General features: G+C 69.6%; 20 protein-coding genes, 1 pseudogene and 1 riboswitch. Of the genes and pseudogenes, 12 read left to right on the top strand and 9 right to left on the bottom strand.

Features of this window, described 5'->3' with window-relative positions:
* Window positions 1-820, top strand: a pseudogene (locus tag J7E86_RS13385) (hypothetical protein); the annotation flags it as partial.
* A 106-nt stretch (window positions 821-926) separates the two neighbouring features.
* On the opposite strand, the gene J7E86_RS13390 reads toward J7E86_RS13385, so the two are convergent.
* From J7E86_RS13390 to J7E86_RS13420, 7 genes are all read right to left on the bottom strand, one after another.
* Window positions 927-2,186: an RNA polymerase sigma factor gene (locus J7E86_RS13390; protein WP_215081858.1), complete on the bottom strand. Its 1,260-nt coding sequence runs from the start codon at window positions 2,184-2,186 to the stop codon at window positions 927-929.
* A 22-nt stretch (window positions 2,187-2,208) separates the two neighbouring features.
* The gene (locus J7E86_RS13395) at window positions 2,209-2,637 is read right to left on the bottom strand and encodes a YciI family protein (RefSeq protein WP_215081859.1); all 429 of its coding nucleotides are present in this window, start codon (window positions 2,635-2,637) and stop codon (window positions 2,209-2,211) included.
* Between the two features lie 225 nt (window positions 2,638-2,862).
* Window positions 2,863-3,879, bottom strand: a complete 1,017-nt coding sequence (locus J7E86_RS13400) for a ribonucleotide-diphosphate reductase subunit beta (protein ID WP_215081860.1) — start codon at window positions 3,877-3,879, stop codon at window positions 2,863-2,865.
* A complete protein-coding gene (locus tag J7E86_RS13405; protein ID WP_215081861.1) occupies window positions 3,879-6,272 on the bottom strand; it encodes a ribonucleoside-diphosphate reductase subunit alpha in 2,394 nt (797 codons plus the stop codon). Before J7E86_RS13405 ends, J7E86_RS13400 begins: the two co-directional genes overlap by 1 nt.
* Before the next feature lie 155 nt (window positions 6,273-6,427).
* Window positions 6,428-6,569: riboswitch (cobalamin riboswitch) on the bottom strand.
* A 184-nt stretch (window positions 6,570-6,753) separates the two neighbouring features.
* Window positions 6,754-8,379: a monocarboxylate uptake permease MctP gene (gene mctP, locus J7E86_RS13410; RefSeq protein WP_215081862.1), complete on the bottom strand. Its 1,626-nt coding sequence runs from the start codon at window positions 8,377-8,379 to the stop codon at window positions 6,754-6,756.
* Window positions 8,376-8,585 (bottom strand): DUF3311 domain-containing protein, encoded by a 210-nt coding sequence (locus tag J7E86_RS13415; RefSeq protein WP_215081914.1) that lies wholly within the window; start codon window positions 8,583-8,585, stop codon window positions 8,376-8,378. Before J7E86_RS13415 ends, mctP begins: the two co-directional genes overlap by 4 nt.
* Window positions 8,586-8,945: 360 nt before the next feature.
* The gene (locus J7E86_RS13420; protein WP_215081863.1) at window positions 8,946-9,833 is read right to left on the bottom strand and encodes a hypothetical protein; all 888 of its coding nucleotides are present in this window, start codon (window positions 9,831-9,833) and stop codon (window positions 8,946-8,948) included.
* Window positions 9,834-10,048: 215 nt separating this feature from the next.
* On the opposite strand from J7E86_RS13420, the gene J7E86_RS13425 reads away from it, so the two are divergent.
* The 6 genes from J7E86_RS13425 (at window position 10,049) to J7E86_RS13445 (ending at window position 14,537) form a co-directional block, all read left to right on the top strand.
* Window positions 10,049-10,276, top strand: coding sequence for a hypothetical protein (locus tag J7E86_RS13425; RefSeq protein ID WP_215081864.1), 228 nt, complete (start codon window positions 10,049-10,051; stop codon window positions 10,274-10,276).
* 7 nt (window positions 10,277-10,283) lie between these two features.
* On the top strand, window positions 10,284-10,631 hold the full coding sequence (locus J7E86_RS13430; RefSeq protein ID WP_251019084.1) for a hypothetical protein: 348 nt from the start codon (window positions 10,284-10,286) through the stop codon (window positions 10,629-10,631).
* Between the two features lie 42 nt (window positions 10,632-10,673).
* The gene (locus J7E86_RS13435) at window positions 10,674-11,918 is read left to right on the top strand and encodes a helix-turn-helix domain-containing protein (RefSeq protein ID WP_215081865.1); all 1,245 of its coding nucleotides are present in this window, start codon (window positions 10,674-10,676) and stop codon (window positions 11,916-11,918) included.
* Between the two features lie 897 nt (window positions 11,919-12,815).
* Window positions 12,816-13,187: a hypothetical protein gene (locus tag J7E86_RS13440; protein ID WP_215081866.1), complete on the top strand. Its 372-nt coding sequence runs from the start codon at window positions 12,816-12,818 to the stop codon at window positions 13,185-13,187.
* Between the two features lie 28 nt (window positions 13,188-13,215).
* On the top strand, window positions 13,216-13,344 hold the full coding sequence (locus J7E86_RS31625; protein WP_285439690.1) for a hypothetical protein: 129 nt from the start codon (window positions 13,216-13,218) through the stop codon (window positions 13,342-13,344).
* On the top strand, window positions 13,341-14,537 hold the full coding sequence (locus J7E86_RS13445; RefSeq protein ID WP_215081867.1) for a methyltransferase domain-containing protein: 1,197 nt from the start codon (window positions 13,341-13,343) through the stop codon (window positions 14,535-14,537). Before J7E86_RS31625 ends, J7E86_RS13445 begins: the two co-directional genes overlap by 4 nt.
* 34 nt (window positions 14,538-14,571) lie before the next feature.
* Here J7E86_RS13445 and J7E86_RS13450 read toward each other — a convergent pair whose 3' ends face one another.
* Window positions 14,572-15,339, bottom strand: a complete 768-nt coding sequence (locus J7E86_RS13450) for a GntR family transcriptional regulator (protein WP_215081868.1) — start codon at window positions 15,337-15,339, stop codon at window positions 14,572-14,574.
* Window positions 15,340-15,580: 241 nt separating this feature from the next.
* Here J7E86_RS13450 and J7E86_RS13455 point away from each other — a divergent pair, with 241 nt between their 5' ends.
* The 4 genes from J7E86_RS13455 (at window position 15,581) to J7E86_RS13470 (ending at window position 20,233) form a co-directional block, all read left to right on the top strand.
* Window positions 15,581-16,849 carry an extracellular solute-binding protein gene (locus tag J7E86_RS13455; protein WP_215081869.1) on the top strand — a complete coding sequence of 423 codons (1,269 nt, stop codon included), beginning with the start codon at window positions 15,581-15,583 and terminating at the stop codon, window positions 16,847-16,849.
* Between the two features lie 91 nt (window positions 16,850-16,940).
* A complete protein-coding gene (locus tag J7E86_RS13460; protein ID WP_215081870.1) occupies window positions 16,941-17,915 on the top strand; it encodes a carbohydrate ABC transporter permease in 975 nt (324 codons plus the stop codon).
* Complete coding sequence (locus tag J7E86_RS13465; RefSeq protein WP_215081871.1) at window positions 17,912-18,739, top strand: carbohydrate ABC transporter permease; 828 nt, start codon at window positions 17,912-17,914, stop codon at window positions 18,737-18,739. Before J7E86_RS13460 ends, J7E86_RS13465 begins: the two co-directional genes overlap by 4 nt.
* A 9-nt stretch (window positions 18,740-18,748) precedes the next feature.
* On the top strand, window positions 18,749-20,233 hold the full coding sequence (locus tag J7E86_RS13470) for a glycoside hydrolase family 3 protein (protein WP_215081872.1): 1,485 nt from the start codon (window positions 18,749-18,751) through the stop codon (window positions 20,231-20,233).
* Between the two features lie 132 nt (window positions 20,234-20,365).
* Here the strand turns inward: J7E86_RS13470 and nagB are convergent, their stop codons facing one another.
* A complete protein-coding gene (gene nagB / locus J7E86_RS13475) occupies window positions 20,366-21,151 on the bottom strand; it encodes a glucosamine-6-phosphate deaminase (RefSeq protein ID WP_215081916.1) in 786 nt (261 codons plus the stop codon).
* A 563-nt stretch (window positions 21,152-21,714) separates the two neighbouring features.
* On the opposite strand from nagB, the gene J7E86_RS13480 reads away from it, so the two are divergent.
* The gene (locus J7E86_RS13480) at window positions 21,715-23,184 is read left to right on the top strand and encodes a sensor histidine kinase (RefSeq protein WP_215081917.1); all 1,470 of its coding nucleotides are present in this window, start codon (window positions 21,715-21,717) and stop codon (window positions 23,182-23,184) included.
* Window positions 23,185-23,278 lie beyond the last annotated feature (94 nt).

Below are 23,278 nucleotides of genomic sequence, written 5' to 3' on the forward strand. Positions count from 1 at the left end.
GCCCGTCTTCACCACCATCGCCAAGGAATTCACCACCTACGCGGCGTCGTTGGGTGTGCCCGAGGTGACGGCCATCCCGATCAGTGCCCTGGCGGGCGACAATGTCGTGCAGCCGTCGGCGCACATGGACTGGTACGGCGGCCCGACCGTCCTCGAACATCTGGAGACCGTGTCGGTCGTCACCGATCCCACGGGTGAACCGGCGCGCTTCCCCGTCCAGTACGTCATCCGCCCCCAAACACCCCAGCACCGCGACTACCGCGGCTACGCCGGCCAGATCGCCTCCGGTGTGCTGAGCGTCGGCGACGAGGTGACGGTCCTGCCCTCGGGCCGCACCAGCACGATCACCGCCATCGACCTGCTCGGCGAGGCGGTGGAGGAGGCATGGGCACCGCAGTCCGTCACCGTCCGCCTCACGGACGACCTGGACATCTCCCGCGGCGACCTCATCACCCCCACCCTCACCGCACCGCAGAGCACCCGCGATGTGGAAGCCACCGTCTGCCATGTCGCCGACCAGCCGCTGCGCATGGGCGACCGGGTCCTGCTCAAGCACACCACCCGCACCGTCAAGGCCATCGTCAAGGACATTCCCTCCCGCCTGACCCTCGACGACCTCTCCCAACACCCGGCCCCCGGCGAACTGACCGCCAACGACATCGGCCAGGTCACCCTCCGTACGGCCGAGCCCCTTCCCCTCGACCCCTACACCCACTCCCGCCGCACCGGCTCCTTCCTCCTCATCAACCCCACCGACGGCACCACCCTCACCGCCGGCATGGCGGGCGAGCCCGTGGGCTACGCCGCGTCGTGGGGATGAGCCCAGCGAAATCAAGCCTGTCCGGCGTTTGAGGACACCGCCGCGCAGCGGTGGTGCGCACGACACGGCCCGCAGCCGCCCGCTCACGTGATCCGCCGGCCACGCGCTAGCGTTTCGCGCAAGCGGCTGCGCGCTCCTGCAGGAGCGCGCGTTCGCGTGCGTTGCGGGTCAGGGACGCCGCGCGCTCGAACTCCGCGCGGGCCTCGGCGGGCCGGCCGAGCCGTGTCAGCAGGTCCCCGCGCACGCTGGGCAGCAGGTGGTAGTCCTTGAGGGCGGGCTCCGAGGTCAGGGCGTCGACGATCTCCAGGCCGGCGGCGGGCCCGTACGCCATGCCGACCGCGACCGCGCGGTTGAGCTCCACGACCGGTGAGGGCACCCGCTCGGCGAGCGTCGCGTACAGCGCGGCGATGCGGGGCCAGTCGGTGTCCTCCGCCGTGCGGGCCCGGGCGTGGCAGGCGGCGATGGCGGCCTGGAGGGCGTACGGCCCGTACGCACCCCCGAGCCGTTCCGCGCGCTCCAGTGCCGCCAGGCCGCGCCGGATCAGCAGCTGGTCCCACCGGCCCCGGTCCTGGTCGAGCAGGAGGACCGGTTCGCCGGACGGGCCGGTGCGGGCGGCCGACCGCGATGCCTGGATCTCCATCAGGGCGACCAGGCCGTGCACCTCGGCTTCCCCGGGCACGAGCCCGGCGAGGACGCGGCCGAGCCGCAGGGCCTCCTCGCACAGGGCCGGGCGCATCCAGTCGTCCCCGGCGGTGGCCGCGTAGCCCTCGTTGAAGACGAGGTAGACGACCTCCAGCACGGAGGAGAGCCGTTCGGCGAGCGCGTCCGCCCCGGGCACCTCGAAGGGCACCTCCGCCTTGGAGAGGGTCCGTTTGGCGCGGACGATCCGCTGGGCCACGGTCGGCTCGGCGACCAGGAAGGCGCGGGCGATCTCGTCGGTCCTGAGCCCGCCGAGCAGGCGCAGGGTGAGGGCGACGCGGGCCTCCGTGGACAGCACCGGGTGGCAGGCGACGAAGACCAGGCGCAGGAGGTCGTCCTCGATGCCGGAGTCGTCCGGAAGCGCGTTCTGTCCCTGCTCGGTCTCCAGCTCGTGGCCGAGGAGGGCGAGCTTGCGCGCGAGGTTCCGGTCGCGCCGGACGAGGTCGATCGCGCGGTGTCTGGCGGTGGCCATGAGCCAGGCACCCGGTTTCTCCGGGATGCCCGACTCCGGCCACTGTTCCAGGGCGGCGACCAGCGCGTCCTGCGCGAGTTCCTCGGCGAGGCCGACGTCCCGCACGATCCGGGTCAGGCCGGCGACGAGCCGCGCCGACTCGATTCTCCAGACCGCGTCGATGGTGCGGTGCACAGGGCTGCCGGAAGCCGTCACAGCACGAGCATACGAACGGGAACTACTGCTGTGCCTTCTTCCGGAGCTCCTCGCGCAGGGCTTCCTCGCGGGCCGCGTCCTCCGGGGGAAGGATGTCGGCCGGGAAGTCGGACGGCTCGAACACCTGGCGGATCTCGACCTCGCCGTCCTGGAAGGGGATTCGGCGGGCCCACTCCAGGGCCTCGTCCCGGTCCTTCACCTGGATGACCCAGTAGCCGGCGATCAGCTCCTTCGTCTCGGCGAAGGGCCCGTCCGTCACCACCGGCCGGCCGGCGGAGAAGGTGACCCGGGCGCCCTTGGCGGACGTCTGGAGGCCGTCGGCCGCGAGGAGCGCACCGGCCTTGACCAGCTGGTCGTTGTACTCGCTCATGTCGGCGATCATCTCCTTGGTCGGCAGCGCGCCGGCCTCGGACTCCTCGGTCGCCTTCACGATCATCATGAAGCGGGCCATGACATGTCTCCTGTCGTTCGATGCCGGATGCGGCCGGCCCGCCGGGACACCGCCCGGACGGACCCGCCCTTTCATCTATGCGTCGAACGGGAGACGGCCAGATCGACAGAGCGGGTGAAAAATCTTCCGGCGGCCGCGCGGGGTGCGCACGGGAAGGCCGAAGGGCCCCGCCTTCCGGCAGGGCCCTTCGGGTGTGTCACGGCGACGCGGGGACGCTCCCGCGGCTCAGAACTCGTCGTCGAAGGCGACCGTGCCCTCGACCGCCACCTGGTATGCGGACGCGCGGCGCTCGAAGAAGTTGGTCAGCTCCTGGACGTTCTGGAGCTCCATGAAGGAGAACGGGTTCTCCGAGCCGAAGACCGGCGTGAAGCCCAGGCGCTGGAGGCGCTGGTCGGCGACGCACTGGAGGTACTCGCGCATGGACTCGGTGTTCATGCCCGGCAGGCCCTCGCCGCACAGGTCGCGGCCGAACTGCAGCTCGGCCTCGACGGCCTCCTTCAGCATGTCGGTGACCTGCTGCTGGAGCTCGTCGTCGAAGAGCTCGGGCTCCTCCTGGCGGACGGTGTCCACGACCTCGAACGCGAAGTTCATGTGCATGGTCTCGTCACGGAAGACCCAGTTGGTGCCGGTCGCCAGGCCGTGCAGCAGGCCGCGGGAGCGGAACCAGTACACGTAGGCGAAGGCGCCGTAGAAGAAGAGGCCCTCGATGCAGGCGGCGAAGCAGATCAGGTTGAGCAGGAAGCGACGGCGGTCGGCCTTCGTCTCCAGGCGGTCCAGCTTCTCGACCTCGTTGATCCACTTGAAGCAGAACTGGGCCTTCTCGCGGATGGAGGGGATCTCCTCCACGGCGTCGAACGCCGCGGCGCGGTCGTCCGGGTCGGGGAGGTAGGTGTCGAGCAGCGTCAGATAGAACTGGACGTGCACGGCCTCCTCGAAGAGCTGCCGCGACAGGTACAGCCGCGCCTCGGGGGAGTTGATGTGCTTGTACAGCGTCAGCACGAGGTTGTTCGCCACGATCGAGTCGCCGGTCGCGAAGAACGCGACCAGGCGGCCGATCATGTGCTGCTCACCCGGGGAGAGCTTGGCGAGGTCGGCGACGTCGGAGTGGAGGTCGACCTCCTCGACGGTCCAGGTGTTCTTGATCGCGTCGCGGTAGCGGTCGTAGAAGTCCGGGTACCGCATGGGACGCAGGGTCAGCTCGAAGCCCGGGTCGAGGAGGTTCTTCTGTGCAGGGGCGGTCATTACTGGCAAGCCTCGCAGGACTCGGGGTTTTCCAGGGAGCAGGCGATGGCGTCCTCGTCGGGCGCCGCCTGCTGGACGGGGATGGCGGTCGCCGGGACCGTGGCGGCGGCGCTCGCCGAGCGCGCGATCCGGGTGGCCGGGCGGGAGCGCAGGTAGTACGTCGTCTTGATGCCCTGCTTCCAGGCGTACGCGTACATCGAGCTGAGCTTGCCGATGGTGGGCGAGGCCATGAAGAGGTTCAGCGACTGGCTCTGGTCGAGGTACGGCGTACGGGCCGCCGCCATGTCGATCAGGAAGCGCTGCGGGATCTCCCAGGCGGTGCGGTAGAGGTCGCGGACCTCCTGCGGGATCCATCCCATGTCCTGGATCGAGCCATTGGCGTCGGTCAGGGCGTCACGGGTGGTGCGGTCCCACACGCCGAGCTTCTTCAGGTCCTCCACCAGGTAGGTGTTGACCTGGAGGAACTCACCGCTGAGCGTCTCGCGCTTGAAGAGGTTGGAGACCTGCGGCTCGATGCACTCGTACACGCCCGCGATGGACGCGATGGTGGCCGTCGGCGCGATCGCCAGCAGCAGCGAGTTGCGCATGCCGACCTGGGCGATCCGGGCGCGCAGCGCGTCCCAGCGGTCGGCCCAGCGCTGTTCGGCGTTCGGGTAGTGGTCCGGGTGCAGCACGCCGCGCGCGGTGCGGGTCGCGGACCAGGCCGGGTGCGGGCCGTTCCGCTCGGCGAGGTCGGCGGACGCCTCGTACGCCGCGAGCATGATGCGCTCGGAGATGCGGGTCGACAGCTCCTTCGCCTCGGGGGAGTCGAAGGGCAGGCGCAGACGGAAGAACACGTCCTGCAGACCCATCAGGCCCAGGCCCACCGGGCGCCAGCGGCTGTTGGAGTTGCCGGCCTGCTCGGTCGGGTAGAAGTTGATGTCCACGACGCGGTCGAGGAACGTGACGGCCGTACGGACCGTACGGTCGAGCTTGTCCCAGTCCATCTCGCCGTCGGCACCCAGGTGCTGCGCCAGGTTGACCGAGCCCAGGTTGCAGACCGCGGTCTCGCCGTCGTCGGTGACCTCCAGGATCTCGGTGCAGAGGTTCGAGGAGTGGACGACCTTGCCCGGCTCGGCGGTCTGGTTCGCGGTGCGGTTGGAGGCGTCCTTGAACGTCATCCAGCCGTTGCCGGTCTGCGCGAGCGTGCGCATCATCCGGGCGTACAGCACGCGCGCCGGGATCGTCTTGACGGCCTTGCCGTCGGCCTCGGCCTTGCGGTAGGCGGCGTCGAACTCGTCGCCGTAGAGGTCGACCAGCTCGGGCGTGTCGGCCGGGGAGAACAGCGACCAGTCGCCGTCCGTCTCGACGCGGCGCATGAACTCGTCCGGGATCCAGTGCGCGGTGTTGAGGTTGTGGGTGCGGCGGGCCTCCTCACCGGTGTTGTCGCGGAGCTCCAGGAACTCCTCGATGTCCGCGTGCCAGGTCTCCAGGTAGACACAGGCCGCGCCCTTGCGCCGGCCGCCCTGGTTGACGGCCGCGACGGAGGCGTCGAGGGTCCGCAGGAACGGCACGATGCCGTTGGAGTGGCCGTTGGTGCCGCGGATCAGCGAGCCGCGCGAGCGGATGCGGGAGTACGACAGGCCGATGCCGCCGGCGTGCTTCGACAGCCGCGCCACCTGGTGGTAGCGGTCGTAGATCGAGTCCAGCTCGTCCAGCGGAGAGTCCAGCAGGTAGCAGGACGACATCTGCGGGTGGCGGGTGCCGGAGTTGAAGAGCGTGGGGGAGGACGGCAGGTAGGAGAGCGTGCTGGTGAGCCGGTAGAGCTCGGTCACGTCCTCCAGGGCCCGCACGGAGTGGTCCTCGGCCAGGCCGCAGGCCACGCGCAGCAGGAAGTGCTGCGGGGTCTCGACGACCTGCCGGGTGATGGGGTGGCGCAGCAGGTACCGGCTGTGCAGCGTGCGCAGGCCGAAGTAACCGAAGCGGTCGTCGGCGCCGTCGGCCAGCGCCTTCTCGACGAGGCCGTCCAGGCGCTCGGCGTGGGTGCGCACGAACGCCGCGGTCTCGTCAGCGATCAGGCCCTCGCGGTGGCCGGTCGCCACGGAGGCGGAGAAGGACGTCGCGCCCTGCCCGGCGGCCTCGTCGGCGATCGCGCGGGTCAGCAGCCGGGCGGCGAGCTTGGAGTACTGCGGCTCCTCCGAGATCAGTCCGGCGGCGGCCTCGGTGGCCAGGGACCGCAACTCGGCCTCGTCCGAACCCGGGTGGCGGCCCCGCAGCGCGGCGGCGGCGACCTTGCCGGGGTCGGTGGCGGGCAGATCGGCGGTGAGGTCGGTCAGGGTGCGCAGCAGCGCGGTCCCGGGGCCGCCGGTCGCTTCCGCGGACGCTGAGACCGGATCGGCGGGCGCGATGGTCACTGAGGCTCTCCCTCGCTCGGCAGAGGGCCGGGCGGGTGGCGCGCGACGGGCGCGTACGGGCATGCCTGACAGCACCAGGGCATGCTCGTAGCGTCCATCGGCCCAACCCGCGAGGCCCGGACGAATACAAAACGCCCGGTGCCGTGCGGTGGCTCGGCGGTGGGCGTGCTGTCGGCAGGTCCTCGGACTCCTGCATGCGTCATTACGGCATACATGCACCGTTGCGGGACAGTTCCGGATTTCCACCGGATTCCCCTGCGACGACAGCGAGCACGAGCATACATCTAGTGCTGGGCGTCGCACGCACCACCACATCTTGTGTCGCGCGGTAATCGCGTGGGTCGGAATGTGCTAACAGAGACCGGGACTTCGGGGTATGCGCCGGGAACGGCCGAGGCCCGTCGCGCCCCCTTCAAGGGGGTGCGACGGGCCTCGTGTCCCGCCGGATCGGCGGCCGGCCGGCAGCCTGTCTGAAGCCCTTCTAGTGGCCGCCCGGGGCCCCCGCCGTGGCCGGGGGAAGCTCCGCCCGGACGCCTGGGTCGCCGGCGTCCGCGGTGTAGTCCGACGCCTTCGTCTGGTCCACGCCGTCCGGCGCGCCGACGGCCTTGAGGACGAAAGTCAGCACGATGACGACGATCACATTGAGCGTGAACGCGGTCAGCCCGATGTACCCCTTCTCCCCTATGAGGGGTATGAGGTTGGTATTGCCGAAATGATCCTGTGTGGCGCTCGGCGTGTCGTATGCCCGCCATGTTCCGTAGAGCATCCCGACAGCCCAGCCGCCGAGCAGCGCCCAGCGGTGGAACCAGCGGGTGAAGAGGCCGCCCACCAGCGCGGGCACGGTCTGGAGGATCCAGATGCCACCGAGCAGCTGGAAATTGATCGCGACCGTCTTGTCCATGGTGAGGACGAAGACCAGCGCGCCCACCTTCACCAGCAGCGAGGCGAGCTTGGAGACCTTGGCCTCGTGTGCGGGCGAGGCATCCGGGCGGATGAAGTCCTTGTAGATGTTGCGGGTGAACAGGTTCGCGGCGGCGATCGACATGATCGCCGCGGGCACCAGCGCGCCGATGCCGATCGCGGCGAAGGCCACGCCCGTGAACCAGTCCGGGAACATGTCCTCGAAGAGCTGCGGGATCGCGAGCTGCCCGTTCTTCACCTTGATCCCCGCGGCGATGGCCATGAAGCCGAGCATCGCCAGCAGGCCCAGCATCAGGGAGTACAGCGGCAGGATCGTCGTATTGCGGCGGATGACGTTGCGGCTCTTGCTGGAGAGCACCGCGGTCACCGAGTGCGGATAGAGGAAGAGCGCCATCGCCGAGCCGAGCGCGAGGGTCGCGTACGACCACTGCGCCTGCTCCCCGGTCACCAGCGAGCCGCGCGGCTTGCCCGTCTCCGGGTTCTTGACCGCGAAGGCGTCGCCGGCCTTGGCGAAGATGTCGTCGAAGCCGCCCAGCTTGATGGGGATGTAGATGATCGCCACGATGATCACGATGTAGATCAGCGCGTCCTTGACGAAGGCGATCAGCGCGGGCGCCCGCAGCCCCGATGAGTAGGTGTAGGCGGCGAGCACGCCGAAGGCGATGAGCAGCGGCAGGTCCTTCATGAACCAGTTCGAACCGCCGCCCACGCCCAGCACGTCCAGCACGGCCTGGATGCCGACGAGCTGGAGCGCGATGTACGGCATCGTCGCGAGGATGCCGGTGAGCGCGAGCGCCAGCGACAGGCCCTTGGAGCCGAACCGCCCGCGGACGAAGTCGGAGGACGTCACATAGCCGTGCTTGTGGGACACCGACCACAGGCGGGGCAGGAAGGTGAAGACCAGCGGATAGCAGAGGATCGTGTACGGCACCGCGAAGAACCCGGCCGCGCCGCCCGCGTAGATCGCCGCCGGGACCGCGACGAAGGTGTACGCCGTATAGAGGTCACCGCCGAGCAGGAACCACGTCACCCAGGTGCCGAACGAGCGGCCGCCCAGCCCCCACTCGTCGAGGCTGTCCGCGTTCTCGGCGCGGCGCCACTTCGAGGCGACGAAGCCCATGACGGTGACGACCAGGAAGAAGAAGATGAAGACGGCGAGTGCCACGCCGTTCACGCCGTCCTTCACGAGCGCCCACCGCCCCGGCGGGCCTGCTCGTTGCGGCGGACGAGCACGTAGGCGACGACGGTCAGCAGCGTCGAGACCAGCACCCACAGCATCTGGTACCAGTAGAAGAACGGTATGCCGATGAAGGCGGGCGTGAGCCGGGAGTAGGAGTCGACCCACAGCATCGCGCCGAAGGGGATCGCCAGGCATATACCGGCCAGGACCATCGGCACGGACACCCGGCCGCCCTCCCGTCCCGCTGCCGACGCGCCAGTGGATGGCTCTGCCGGTGGTTCCGTCATGACGGTGACTCCCCCCTGAATGATCACTACGTGATGCGCAGGAAATCTAGGCGAGGGTCCTACCGGGAGTCACCCCCTGTCCGTATATCGGTATGGCAACGTCATGGGCCGGGCGCGCTGCCGGACGCGATTCCGTACGAACAGGGGGCGATCCTCCACCCGTTGCCGCTCGCCGTTCGTTCATGCCAAGCGCGGCATCGGCCTCGGCGACCGGGTGGCGGTCATCGGTCAGGGCCCGGTCGGTTTGATGGCCCTCAAGACGGCAGCGACGCGCGGCGCCCGTGACTACGGAACGCAGTTCCGCATGGCGGCGCGGACAGCACCCATGCCTCGTCGGGTGGCCGCGACGGCGCCGTCGTACGAGGACTCCGCCGCTCCCTGGCGGCAGTCGCGGCATTCGCTCTCGTCCGCGACGGGCCGCATCATCCGTCCGCACCCGCCGGCGCAGGCGCGGAGCGGCTGCGGGCGCGGGGCGGGCTCGGCGGCGGGGAGGGCGGGGTCAGGCATCTTGCGGAGGAGGCGGTCGCGGGTGATTCCGGCGGGGGAGTGGACACGTTCGGGGAGCCCGTCGGTGAGCGCGTCCCTGAGGTCCCGCAGGGTGGCGCCGCGCAGCAGCCACTCGCCGACGAGCGGCGCGAGCCGCTTGATGTCCGGGCCGGAGAGTCTCAGCCGCCGCTCGGTGTGGCACACGGCGACCAGTGCCTGCGCGCCGCGCTCGGCCAGCGGGTGGGGAGGGTGGGAGGTGTTGTTCTCTCCCCTGTTGTCTTGGGAACGGCCGACGGCCCGACGGCTCGGCTCGCCGACGGCCGGTTCTGGAGCGGTCGGTGGTTCCGGTACGGGGCGGATGCCTCCGGCTCGTACGGCGACGGCCTCGTCGGCGGTCAGCGGCACGTTCGACACGAGCTGGGGCCGCGACCACCGGCCGTCCGGGCCCTGACGCCGCCACTCGTGGAAGTAACCCTCGGCCATCAGCTCCCGCTTGGCCCGCATGAACGCGGTCTTCTTGATCCCGGCCTGGTCGGCCGTCCTGGACAGCGGCACGTCGGCACTGTTCGGCTGGGAGAGCTGCCAGATCAGGAGGCGTACGGCCTCGGCGGACAGGCGGGGGTGGCGGATGATCTCGTTCGGGATTTGGGAGAAGAATCGGGTGGGAGCGATAACATGCCGGAGCATCCTGAGGGAGTCCTAGTCTCCTGGTGGGTGTAGACCCCCTTCGCCGGTTGCCTCCGGCGTGGGGGGTCGCTTGGTTGATGGTCACGGTAGCGGGGAAAGCCGTAAAAGCCCGTTATTTATGGCGAGTTGTGTGTTTCTGCTGCGAGGTGGGTCTCTGCCCTGCTATGAGGGCTATCGCTGCGATGGCAGGATGCCGACATAGAGCTCATCTCCGGATGCGGCGTCGGCTTCGTCACGACGTCCTCTCCGACCTCCACGCCCGGGGTCTCACCAGCACACCCACGGGCACCGGCAACGCCTTCCGCGCCGGATTCGCCGTATGGCCCATGGGCGGACTGAGCGCCCAGGACCTCGACCCGACGGCGGACGATGACGGCGAACGCGCCGTTGCTGAGGGGGTGTCGGTGGCTCCGTACGCCTATTTCAACTACACCACGGGGTGATGGGCCTATGTCGGCCGACCAGCAGCCCAGATCGATCAACCAGTGCCGAGACGTCCAAGACGTGCTGGTGCAGATCCGGCTGCGTCCGTCCATGTGGATCCCGCAACGGTCCCTGCGGGACTTGCAAAACATCCTCATCGGCTATGCCACGGCGTTGTCCGTTCATGGGGTCGACGAGCGCTTCGCTCTTTCGCCGGATGGGCCGTTCGCCGAGTGGCTGCGGGCACGCTACGGCTGGTCCATGGCCCTGGGATGGGCTGAGGCCATTGATCGGAATGCCGGTGACGAGGAGCCGCTGACGGCATTCTTCCGTCTCCTGGACGAGTACCGGTCTGCCTGCGACCCACACGGCTGACGGTCCCGAAGGTACGGTTCTGGTGTCAGAACGGAGTTCGGTATGCCCCAACACACTGACGAGCGCATCGGCACGCGTGTACGCATCGCCCGCAATGCCGCCGGGCTCACTCAAACCGAGGTGGCCGACCGGCTGGGCCGGTCCGAACATTGGGTCCAGGACGTCGAAGCCGGCCGCCTGCCCCTCGACCGCTACTCGCTGATCACTGCCGTGGCCGATCTCTGCGACGTCGATGTGGTGTGGCTCCTGGGCCAGCCCTACCGACTCCAACGCGGCAACGGTTCCTTCGCCCACGCGCACATCCCCGCGCTGCGTACGGGCCTGCGCCGAGCCGGGCTCATCCTCTCAGGCCACCCCGGGCTCGCGCCGCAGGCGGTAGCTGCGAGCCGCGAGACAATGCAGGTCCGGTCGGACATGGCCAACGCAGCGCGGCAGGCGGCCAATTTACCGAAGGTCGCCGACCTGTTGCCCGCGATGATCGAGGACCTGAATACCGCGCTCCTCAATGCCGAAGGCGCTGCGCGCGACGAGGCAATGCGGTACATGGTCGATGCTGCTCGTACTGCTCGCATGTGCCTGAACCAGTTGGGTTACCCCGACCTGGCATGGGTCGCGGCGGAGGTGGCTGCCGGTGCGGCTACTCAACTCGGCGATCCGATCGTCAAGGCTGCGGTGGCATGGGACCGGTGTGGAGCGCTGCTTCACCAGGTGAGCCTGCCGGAGACCCTGGCGGTTGCCGAGGCGGCGCTGCGTGACATCGAACCGCTGGCCGCCGCGAAGCGGCCGACGACGGCCGCGCTGAGCTTGCGGGGTGCGCTCATGCTGAGGTGCGCCATCGCTTCCGCCCGTGGGTATCAGTCCGAAAGTGCTTGGTCGCGGATCAACGCTGCACTGGAAGACGCGGACCGGCTTGGACCGGACTACCACGACCTGGAGCGCCAGACAGTCTTCGGGCGCGGCACCGTGGCTGTCCACGCGGCGGAGGTGGGAGTCGAGGTGGAGCAGCCGGACACCGGCCTCACGGTGGTCCCCGAGGCGAATATCGCCGCCCTGCCGTCGAAGGAAAGACGCACGCACTACGAGATCGACCAGGCCCGGGCGTTCCGGAAGATGGGGCGGCTTCCTCAGGCGGTGACGACGTTGCGGAAGGCGGCGGCGGGTGCCCCGTACTACGTCTACGCGGATCCGATGGCCCGCGCGCTGGTCTCCGACCTGGTACGGGTCGGCGTCCCATCTCAGGCATCCGCTCTGTCGTCGCTGGTCAGGAATATGGAGCTCGTTCACTGAGGAAGCCGCGTCCAACGCCCCCCAGGAAAACTGGGGGGCGTCGCCGTGTCGGTGGTCCACGCTGCCTAGACGTTACAGACAGCAATCATGTGATCACGATCGGGGGATGAATGTTCGAACCCCTCCACGGCCGGGACCCCGCGTCCTACGCCCGCACCTACACCGCAAATCTCGGCTGGACGATCGCCCTCGGGCACCGCTTCCGGCCTCGCGCCGGCTGCACTTGCCGGGACGCCCACTCCGCAGTGCCCTGCCCCGCCCCTGGCGCTCACCCGCTCACCACAGGTGAGCCGTCCCGGATTGCGGCGCAGCAACTCGTCGAAGAGCTCAACAGGACCCCGAGCGCCTCACTCATTGCTCCGACCATCACCTTTGACGCCATCATCACGCCTCGGCAGATCGGGATGGCCGCCATGGTCGCTCTCGACCGGAAGGTCCGTGTCCCATGCCTCGTTCACGGCGATCGGGCGGTTCTTCTCGCACTGCCCGGAACTGGCGCAGCTGTCCTCGACAGCTTGACCGAACGGCTTGTCGAGGTGCGGACGGGGTGTTGCGGGTGGGTAGCTCTACCTCCATCGCACGACGTCAGATGGGACACGCCACCCTGGGGCGAGGCCACGGGTACCCCATTACCGCTGCCGCACGGCCTTGACGTCAGGCCACACATCAGCGGCGCCATTCGGCAAGCTGCCACGCAACACGGTGGCGTCACGGCTGGAGAGACACCGTGCCCGTGATCCGCCCCGCCCGTCCTCACACCACAGAGGACTGCCGGACCGGCCAACACATGAGCTGCTCCGGAGGTACGCCCATCCGCCGCGTAGGGACACCTTCGCCGCCCCGGGATGAGCCGTTGCCATGCACTTGCAGCTGCCACGTTTACCCAGGAAGGCTTACGTGAGTACCGAGACTGTTTGCGTCGACGTTGCTGAAACGCTGCACAGTATCGAGGAGCACCTCGCCGATCCCGGCAGGACCGCAGATCCGACTCGGCGCGAGCTGAAGATGTTGCTCCGCGACCACATCCAGCGACTATGGCCCATCGTCGCGGCCGACGCTGAAGCCATGCAGGGAGACGACTCCTTCGGCTGTGCCAAAAGGAAATTGGCCGTGGCCTACGCATGCCGGACCCTCGTGAACCCCGGCGGTGCGGACGCACATTCCGACGTGCTCGCACTGGCGCACGCGTGCGAAACCCTCCTCGCCTATTGCCCGAGCTATCGGTGGGGGTCCCGCCTTCCCGTCCCGCATTCGACAAGGCCACACTGACCTCGATCACCACCCTGGGAGACACGCCATGGGACGCAAGGAACAAGAGCCGCACGACGACGACCGTGAGTACGACGTGAACCAGGACCGCGATCGGCAGAGCGACTACGGGAACGATCCGTCCACCGACGACGGCGACGCTCCCCACCGCCGATGACCGACGACTACCCGGCACTGCGCCGCCGCTGCGCACAGGCCCTCGCCGACGACGGGCAGTTCACCGACCCATGGGTGAGGCCGGCGATCGAGAACGTGCCCCGTGAGGCGTTCGTACCGCCCCGGTTCTGGATCAAGGCAAAACGCGAGGACGGCGGATACCCGCTCATCGACCGCGACACCAACCCCGAGACCTGGGCCACCACGGTCTACACCCCCGGCCGGGCCCTGATCACCCAGATGGACGACGGTGCCACCGCGCCCGCCGACGGCGCGGCGGGACGGTTCACGTCGTCCCTCTCCGAGCTGCGGGTAGTCGCCCGTCAGCTCTCCCACCTCGCCCTGGAGCGAGGGCACAATGTGCTGCACATCGGCACCGGTTCCGGCTACGACTGCGCCCTGATGGCCGAGCGGACCCCGGCCGACCACGTCACGACCGTCGAAATCGACGAGCTTCTCGCCGCCGACGCCCGGCGCAACCTCACCGCGGCCGGATACGGGGACGTACGGACGGTTTGCGGTGACGGCGAACAGGGCCGGCCCCAGGGCGGACCGTACGACCGGGTCCTGTGCACCGCATCTGCCATGCGCGTGCCCTCGGCGTGGATCGACCAGACCGCGCCGGGCGGGGTCATCCTCACGCCTTACCGAGGCCTGGCCCTTGCCCGTCTGGTCGTCTCGGCCAACGGCAAAACGGCATCCGGGCCGATCGTGGACGGCATGACGTTCATGACGCTGCGCGGCCAGCGTGGCGCCGACGCGGCCGATATGAGCCCCGTCATCAACGCCACCCTCTCCGACTCCGACAAGACCCGCACCGATGTGGACCTGTCGCCGCTGGAGGCCGAGCTGGGTGCCGAGTTCCTCCTTCACGCCCTCGTCCCCGGCATGCGCGGTTTCTTCGGCGAAAGCACGTGGTGGTTCGAGGCCCATGACGGGGCTTCATGGGCGGCGTGGAAGCGGGATGGGCGCGTCCGCCAGTGGGGACCACGCCGCCTCGTGGATGAAGCGGCTCAAGCTGTGACCACCTGGCGGAAAGCCGGAGCACCTGCACTCACCGACCTCGGCGTGACTGTGGGACCCGAAGGCGAACGCCTATGGGCACACGGCCCCGGGGGACCTTCCTGGGATGCCGAGTATCGACAGCCTGACCCTCACGCCGGAGCAGTGGAAACGCGCACCGAATGCACCTGAGCCCGGCGTATCCCGCCGGGCTCAAGCGTGTGACTCACTCCGACGGCCTCTGCAGCCGCGCCACGAACTTGTACCGGTCCCCCCGGTACACCGACCGCACCCACTCCACCGGCTCGCCCCGGGCGTCCAGGGAGTGCCGCGAGAGCATCAGCATGGGCAGGCCCACGTCCGTGCCCAGCAGGCCCGCCTCGCGCGGGGTGGCCAGGGACGTCTCGATGGTCTCCTCGGCCTCGGCGAGGTGGACGTCGTAGACCTCGGCCAGGGCGGTGTAGAGAGAGGTGTACTTCGCCAGGCTCCGGCGCAGCGCGGGGAACCGCTTCGCCGACAGATGGGTCGTCTCGATCGCCATCGGCTCGCCGCTGGCCAGCCGCAGCCGCTCGATCCGCAGCACCCGCCCGCCCACCGTGATGTCGAGCAGCGAGGAGAGCCGTTCGTCGGCGGTGATGTAGCCGATGTCGAGGAGCTGTGAGGTGGGTTCCAGGCCCTGGGCCCGCATGTCCTCCGTGTAGGAGGTCAGTTGCAGCGCCTGGGAAACCTTCGGTTTGGCGACGAATGTCCCCTTGCCCTGGATGCGCTCCAGCCGGCCCTCGACGACCAGCTCCTGGAGGGCCTGGCGGACGGTCGTGCGCGAGGTGTCGAACTCCGCGGCGAGCGTGCGCTCCGGCGGCACCGGGGTGCCGGGGGGCATGGTTTCGGTCATGTCCAGCAAATGACGTTTGAGCCGGTAGTACTTGGGAACGCGCGCGGTCCGCGTGCCGCTCGATGTGCTGCCGCTCTCCGTCGCACCACCCTCGGTCACCATCGTCCGCCTTTCCGACTCCGATCCTGCTGCTGACACCGGCTCCTCCGTCTGTCGCGGTCACATCGTGGCACGGGCACAGCCCGAGGGGCCCGGAGATGTCCAGGTCGACCTTGAGGTGTCGGTCCGGTAACGGAGCCGACAGCGACTCTTATACACCCTTGACACCCCAAAAGGTCTAGGCCAAGCTGCGGGCACTGGTCTAAACCATTAAAGACCACATTCGGTCCTTGAGGAGAGTGCTGTGAAGCGTGGGCTCATAGCGGCGACGGGTGTCGCGGCCATGTTGGTGAGTGTCGCTGCCTGTGGGTCCGGCGACAGTGACAAGGGATCGGGTGACGGGGCCGGGACCAAGAGCCTGACCGTCTGGTTCATGGATGGCTCGAATCCGGCGGGCTGGACGAAGAGCGTCCAGACCGAGTTCGAACAGAAGACCGGTGCGAAGCTCAGCATCCAGGTCCAGAAATGGGACGGCATCCAGCAGAAGCTGACCACCGCCCTGTCGGAGTCCAGCCCGCCGGACGTCATCGAGGTCGGCAACACCCAGACGCCCGCCTATGCGCAGACCGGTGGTCTCTCCGAGCTCGGCGACCTGAAGAAGGAGATCGGCGGGGGCTGGAGCGAGTCCCTCAACAAGCCGGCCGTCTTCGACGGCAAGCAGTACGCCGCCCCCTGGTACGCCAGCAACCGCGTCGTCATCTACAACAAGAAGGTCTGGGCCGACGCGGGCGTCAAGGACATCCCCAAGACCCGCGCCGACCTCTTCAAGGCGTTCGAGGCCATCGAGAAGAAGGGCGACGCCGAGCCGCTCTACCTCCCCGGCCAGAACTGGTACTTCTTCGACGGCCTGACCATCGGCACCGGCGCCGACCTGGTGAAGAAGGACGGCAAGAAGTACGTCTCCAACCTCGGTGACCCCAAGGTCGCCAAGGCCATGGAGGTCTACAAGCAGTACCAGGCGTTCAGCAAGGCGCCCAAGGACAAGGACGAGGCCACCCCGCAGCAGGCCGACATCTTCGCCAAGGGCAGGACCGGCGCGTTCATCGGCATGGGCTGGGAGGCGCAGACCGCCATCAAGGCGAACCCGGCCATCGAGAAGGAGATCGGCTTCTTCACCATCCCCGGTGAGAGCGCCGACAAGCCCGAGGGCGTCTTCCTCGGCGGCTCCAACCTCGCCGTCGCCGCGGGCAGCAAGAAGCAGGACCTCGCCAAGGAGTTCCTGAAGATCGCGCTGTCCGACAAGAACGAGGGCGCGCTGGCCAAGGAGGTCGGCTCGATCCCCAACAAGGACTCGCTGGTCGGGAACGTGAAGGGCAACGCTGCCGCCGAGGCCGCCGCCCCCGCCGCGAAGAACGGCGGCACCACCCCGCTGATCCCCGAGTGGGCCGCGGTGGAGAACGCCCCGAACCCGGTCAAGGCGTACATGACGGCCGTCCTGGGCGGCAAGTCCCCCGAGGAAGCCGCCAAGCAGGTCGAGGCCGACATGAACAAGCGCCTCGCCCAGAAGCAGTAACCGTCCCGACCGTGACGGGGGCCGGCCGGTGCCGGCCCCCTACGGCCGCGTACCACGCAATACCGTTCGACAGGGGAGAAGGCGGGCGACGATGTCAGCGCAGACCGAAGAGGTGGCGGCCGGGCCCGCCCCCCGGATCGGCAAAGGCGGCGCCCCGCCGCCCCGCCCCCGCAAGAGGCTCGCGGACGGCGTCCCGTACCTCCTGATCCTGCCCGCCGCCGCGGTCACGGTGCTCCTGCTCGGCTGGACGCTGGTGAAGAACGGCCTGCTGTCGTTCCAGAACCTCAACCCGCGCCAGCTGATCCAGCACGTCACCGAGTGGTCCGGCGTCGACAACTACAGCGAACAGCTCGGCAGTTCCGAGTTCTGGGGCGTGACCGCCCGCTCGGTCGTCTTCACCGCCGCCAACGTCGCCCTCATCATGGTGCTGGGCTGCCTGATCGGGCTGCTGCTCGCCCGCCTGGGCACGAAGCTGCGGCTGATGCTCTCGCTCAGTCTCGTCCTGGCCTGGGCGATGCCCGTCGTCGCCGCCACCACCGTCTTCCAGTGGCTCTTCGACCAGCGCTTCGGCGTCGTCAACTACCTGCTGGACACGCTCGGCTGGCACGCGATGGCCGGCTACAGCTGGACCGGCGGCCAGTTCTCCACCTTCTTCGTCATCACCGTGCTGATCGTCTGGCAGTCGGTCCCCTTCGTGGCGATCAACCTCTACGCGGCGACCACCACGATCCCCAAGGAGCTGTACGAGGCGGCCTCGCTGGACGGCGCCGGCCCCTGGAAGCGGTTCACCTCGGTGACCTACCCCTTCCTCAAGCCGTTCTTCCTCGCCACGACGTTCCTCGAAGTCATCTGGATCTTCAAGGCGTTCACCCAGGTCTTCGCGATCAACGAGGGCGGCCCCGACCGGCTCACCGAGACCCTGCCCGTCTACGCCTTCCAGGAGGGCGTGGGCAGCCAGCACTTCGGCATGGGCGCGGCGATCTCCATCCTCACCATCGTGATCCTGCTGGCCCTGACGGCGCACTACCTGCGTCTGGTTCTCAAGCAAGAGGAGGACGAACTGTGAAGCGCTCACTCGCCGGCCGGGTGTGGCCGGGGGCGACGGCGGTCCTCCTCTCGGCCGGATTCGTCTTCCCCGTCTACTGGATGTTCTCCACGGCCTTCAAGGCCAACAAGGACGTCGTCAGCGAGACCCCGGTCTGGTTCCCCACCAGCCCGACGTTCGACCACTTCGAGAAGGCCGTGCACGCCGACGGCTTCTGGACGCTGGTGGGCAACTCCTTCACCGTCACCCTGATCGCGGTCGGCCTGTCGCTGATCATCGCGCTGCTCGCGTCCTTCGCCGTCGCGCGGATGCGCTTCCGGGGCCGCAAGAGCTTCATCCTGGTGATGATGATGGCGCAGATGGCCCCCTGGGAGGTCATGGCGCTGGCGTACTACATCATCGTGCGCGACGCCGAGATGCTGAACAGCCTGGTGCCGCTCGTCGCCATCTACACCGTCATGGTGCTGCCCTTCACCGTCCTGACGCTGCGCGGGTACGTCGCCGCCGTGCCGAAGGAGCTGGAGGAGTCGGCGATGGTCGACGGCTGCACCCGCGCCCAGGCGTTCCGCAAGGTGATCTTCCCGCTGCTGGCCCCCGGCCTGATGGCGACCTCGCTCTTCGGCTTCATCACCGTCTGGAACGAGTTCCCCTACGTCCTGATCCTCAACAAGCAGGCCGGCCAGACCCTGCCCGTGTGGCTCACCGGCTTCCGCACCACCTTCGGCGACGACTGGGGCGCCACGATGGCCGCTTCCTCCCTCTTCGCCGTGCCCGTCCTCGTCCTTTTCGTCATCCTCCAGCGCAAGGCGGTCGGTGGCCTGACCTCCGGCGCGGTGAAGGGCTAGCACTTTCCTATGGACACACTCACCAGGAACGCCCTCACGGTCCTCCAGCCCGGCTTCACGGGCACCACGGCACCCGACTGGCTGCTGCGCCGGCTCGGCGAAGGGCTCGCGTCGGTCGGCCTCTTCGGCCGCAACATCGACTCGCCCGAACAGCTGGCCGCGCTCACGGCGCGGCTGCGCGCCGAGCGCGAGGACGTGCTCGTGGCGATCGACGAGGAGGGCGGCGACGTCACCCGCCTGGAGGTCCGCACCGGCTCCTCCTTCCCCGGGAACCTCGCGCTCGGCGCGGTCGACGACACCGGCCTGACCCGGGCCGTCGCCCGGGAGCTCGGCCGCCGCCTCGCCGCCTGCGGCGTCAACCTCAACTGGGCGCCCTCCGCGGACGTCAACTCCGACCCGGACAACCCGGTCATCGGCGTACGGTCCTTCGGCGCCGACCCGCGCCTGGTCGCGCGCCACACCGCCGCCTACGTCGAGGGCATGCAGGCCGCCGGCGTCGCCGCCTGCACCAAGCACTTCCCCGGGCACGGCGACACCGCGGTCGACTCCCACCACGACATGCCGCGCATCGACGCGGACCTCGCCACCTTGTCCGCGCGCGAGCTGGTGCCCTTCCGGGCGGCCGTGGCCGCCGGGACCAGGGCCGTGATGAGCGCGCACATCCTGCTGCCCGCGCTCGACGCCGACCTGCCGGCCACCCTCAGCCCCGCCGCCCTGCACGGCCTGCTGCGCGCACCGGTCACCGCCGGCGGCCTCGGCTTCGACGGCCTGATCGTCACCGACGGCATGGAGATGCGGGCCATCGCCGACGCGTACGGCATCGAGCGCGGCAGCGTCATGGCCGTCGCCGCGGGCGCCGACGCGATCTGCGTCGGCGGGGGACTGGCCGACGAGGACACGGTGCTGCGCCTGCGGGACGCGCTCGTCGCCGCCGTGCGGTCCGGCGAACTGACGGAGGAGCGGCTCGCCGACGCGGCCGCACGGGTACGCGCCCTGGCGCGCTGGACCTCGGGTGCGGGCGCGGCGCAGGAGGGGACCGCGCCCGCACCCGAGGTGGGACTGACGGCGGCGCGGCGCGCCCTGCGGGTCACCCGCGGTGACGCGTACGCGCCTTCCCCGGACCCGGTGCACGTGGCGGCCTTCACCCCCGTCGCGAACATCGCCGTGGGCGACGAGACGCCATGGGGCGTCGGGCCGGAGCTGGAGCGGCTGCTGCCGGGGACGGGGAGCGGTACGTACGGGCCGGACGCGGCCGAGACCGAGAAGGTGCTCGGTGACGCGGGGGACCGGCGGATCGTCGCGGTCGTCCGGGATGTGCACCGGCATCGGTGGATGGCGGAGGCGCTCGACGCGCTGCTGGCCGTCCGGCCGGAAACGGTGGTGGTGGAGATGGGGCTGAACCAGGCGCCGCCGACCGGGGCGCTGCACATCGCCACGCATGGGGCGGCTCGGGTCTGTGGCCTGGCCGCGGCGGAGGTCATCGCCGGGGCGTAGGGCTTTCCCCTACCCGCCCCTCCCGTAACCGGGGCTCTGCCCCGGACCCCCTTGGCCTCGAACGCCGGCCGGGCCGGATGTGGCCGGGCTCCGTGGAGCCCGGCCCGCGATCGAGGACCGGAGCCCCGGGTCCTACAGCCCCTGCCAGACCGGCTTGTTCGCGTACGTGTGGCGGAAGTAGTCCGCCAGCTTCAGCTCGGAGGCCGCCGCTTCGTCCACGACGACCGTCGCGTGCGGGTGGAGCTGGAGCGCGGAGGCCGGGACCAGGGCCGAGACCGGGCCCTCCACGGTCGCCGCCACGGCGTCCGCCTTGCCCTCGCCGGTGGCCAGCAGCACCAGGTGGCGGGCCTCCAGGATGGTGCCGATGCCCTGGGTGATGACGTGGTGGGGCACCTGGTCGATGTCGCCGTCGAAGAACCGCGCGTTGTCGACGCGGGTCTGCTCGGTCAGGGTCTTGATGCGGGTGCGGGAGGCGAGCGAGGAGCACGGCTCGTTGAAGCCGATGTGCCCGTCGGTGCCGATGCCCAGCAGCTGGAGGTCCACGCCGCCGGCCCCGGACAGGGCCCGGTCGTACGCCTCGCACGCGGCCTGGACGTCCTCGGCGGTGCCGTCGGGGCCCATGAAGGAGTCCTCGGTCAGCCCGAGCGGCTCCACGACCTCGCGCAGCACCACCGAGCGGTAGGACTCCGGGTGGTCGGCGGGCAGGCCGACGTATTCGTCGAGCTGGCAGATGCGGGCGCGCGAGGCGTCCACGGCGCCGGAGCGGACCTTGGCCGTCAGCGCCTCGTAGATGGGCAGCGGGGTCGAGCCGGTGGCCACGCCGAGCAGCGCGTCCGGCTTACGGCGCAGCAGGGCGGCCATGGCCTCCGCGATGAGCTCGCCGCCTGCCTTGGCGTCCTGGACGATGACAACTTCCACGCTGGGCCTGCCGATCTGGAGAGTGGACAAAGGTCGTGTGGTATAGACCAATCTAGCAGCCGTGGGCGCCCCGGGCACGGTGGGCTTCACCCCGCCGGCGCGGGCGTGCCGAGGAGCTCCGGCCGGTCCTGGAGATGCTGCCCCGACGGATGGCGGCCTACGGGATCACCCTCGCGCGGGGCGGCAAGTACGGCGCGGAAGGCGTCAGCGGGCGGCCCGGGGGAAGAGCACGGGAGAAACCCGGCGGAGAACGAGCCGGAAAACCACTTCGGGCCGCGGCGCCCGGCCGGGACCCTCGACCCGGTCGGCACCGCAGCCCGGAGCCGTTATCGGCCCACCGGTCGCGCGGGGTGTGCGGACCCCGCGGCCGGCGAGGCCGATGGGAGGCCGTGGCGCGATCAGGGCAGAGAGCGCCGGGCCTCGCTCCACCCTCCTGTGCGGGGAAGGTGGGATTTTGCTCACTCATTGTGGACTAGACCACTCGCCCGTGTCCATGACTCTGCGCCGACAGGCGGAACCCGATGACATCGCTCACCGCGGGTAGGCTCACAGCCGTGCCCTCCATGAACGACCTCGTACGCCAGCACACCGCCCTGAGCGACTCCGACCTGGAGTGGCTGCACCTGCTGGTCTCGGAGTGGCAGCTGCTCTCCGACCTCTCCTTCGCCGACCTCGTGCTGTGGGTGCCCACCCTCGACGGCACCCGGTACGTGTCGGTCGCGCAGATGCGGCCCAACACCGGACCGACCTCCTACCAGGACGACATGGTCGGCCACCTGGTGCCGCGCGGCCGCCGCCCGATGCTGGACGCCGCCCTCGACGAGGGCCGGATCGTCCGCGAGGGCGACCCGGAGTGGCGCGAGGAGGTGCCGGTCCGGGTCGAGTCCATCCCCGTCCGCCGTGAGGGCCGGGTGCTGGGCGTCATCGCCCGCAACACCAACCTGCTGACCGTGCGGACGCCGAGCCGCCTGGAGCTCACCTACCTCCAGAGCGCCTCCGACCTGGCCCAGATGATCGCGAACGGGACCTTCCCGTTCCCCGGTCAGCAAGTCGACATGGACGCGTCACCCCGTGCCGGTGACGGCCTGATCCGGCTGGACGCCGACGGCATCGTGCAGTACGCCAGCCCCAACGGGCTCTCCGCCTATCACCGCCTCGGCCTCGCCGCCGACCTCGTGGGACATCATCTGGGCGAGACCACCGCTCAGTTGGCGCCCTCACGCGGACCGGTGGACGAATCCCTGGCCAAGCTCGCCAGCGGCTGGGCGCCGCGCGAGTTCGAGGTGGAGGGCAGCGACGGGGTCATCCAGCTCCGGGCGATTCCCCTCAAACCCAAGGGAAATCACATCGGTTCGCTCGTACTGCTGCGCGACGTCACCGAACTTCGCCGACGCGAGCGCGAGTTGATCACCAAGGACGCCACCATCCGGGAGATCCACCACCGGGTGAAGAACAACCTCCAGACCGTCGCCGCCCTGCTGCGCCTCCAGGCCCGCCGGATCGGCTCGCCCGAGGGCCGGGAGGCGCTGGAGGAGGCGGTGCGCCGGGTCGGTTCGATCGCGATCGTGCACGAGACGCTCTCGCAGAATCTGGACGAGCGCGTCGAATTCGACGAGATCGCCGACCGGGTCCTGGCCATGGTCGCCGAGATCTCACCCGGCCGGGTGGCCGGCCGGCGTACGGGCCGCTTCGGCATCCTGGACGCCGAGGTGGCCACACCGCTGTCGATGGTGCTGACCGAACTCCTCCAGAACGCCATGGAGCACGGCTTCGGGCCCGGGGAGCACGGCACCGTGGAGATAACGGCGATGCGCAGCGGCACCCGCAAGGACGCGCGGCTGCTGATCTCGGTGCAGGACGACGGCCGCGGCCTGCCGGAAGGCTTCGACGCGCAGCGCGCCGGCAATCTGGGCCTGCAGATCGTCCGCACCCTGGTCGAGGGGGAGATGGGCGGCACCTTCGACATGGTGCCCGCGCCCGGCCGGGGCACCCGGGTCGTCCTCGACCTCCCCGTCGGCGCCGAGAAGTCCTGAGGGCAGGCACCCGGAAGTCCCGAAAGCGCCGGGCAGTCCCGAAAAGCACTGAGCCCCGGACCTTGATCAGGTCCGGGGCTCAAAGCTTTTTTAG

It is taken from the genome of Streptomyces sp. ISL-11, from assembly GCF_018614525.1.
GTDB lineage: Bacteria > Actinomycetota > Actinomycetes > Streptomycetales > Streptomycetaceae > Streptomyces.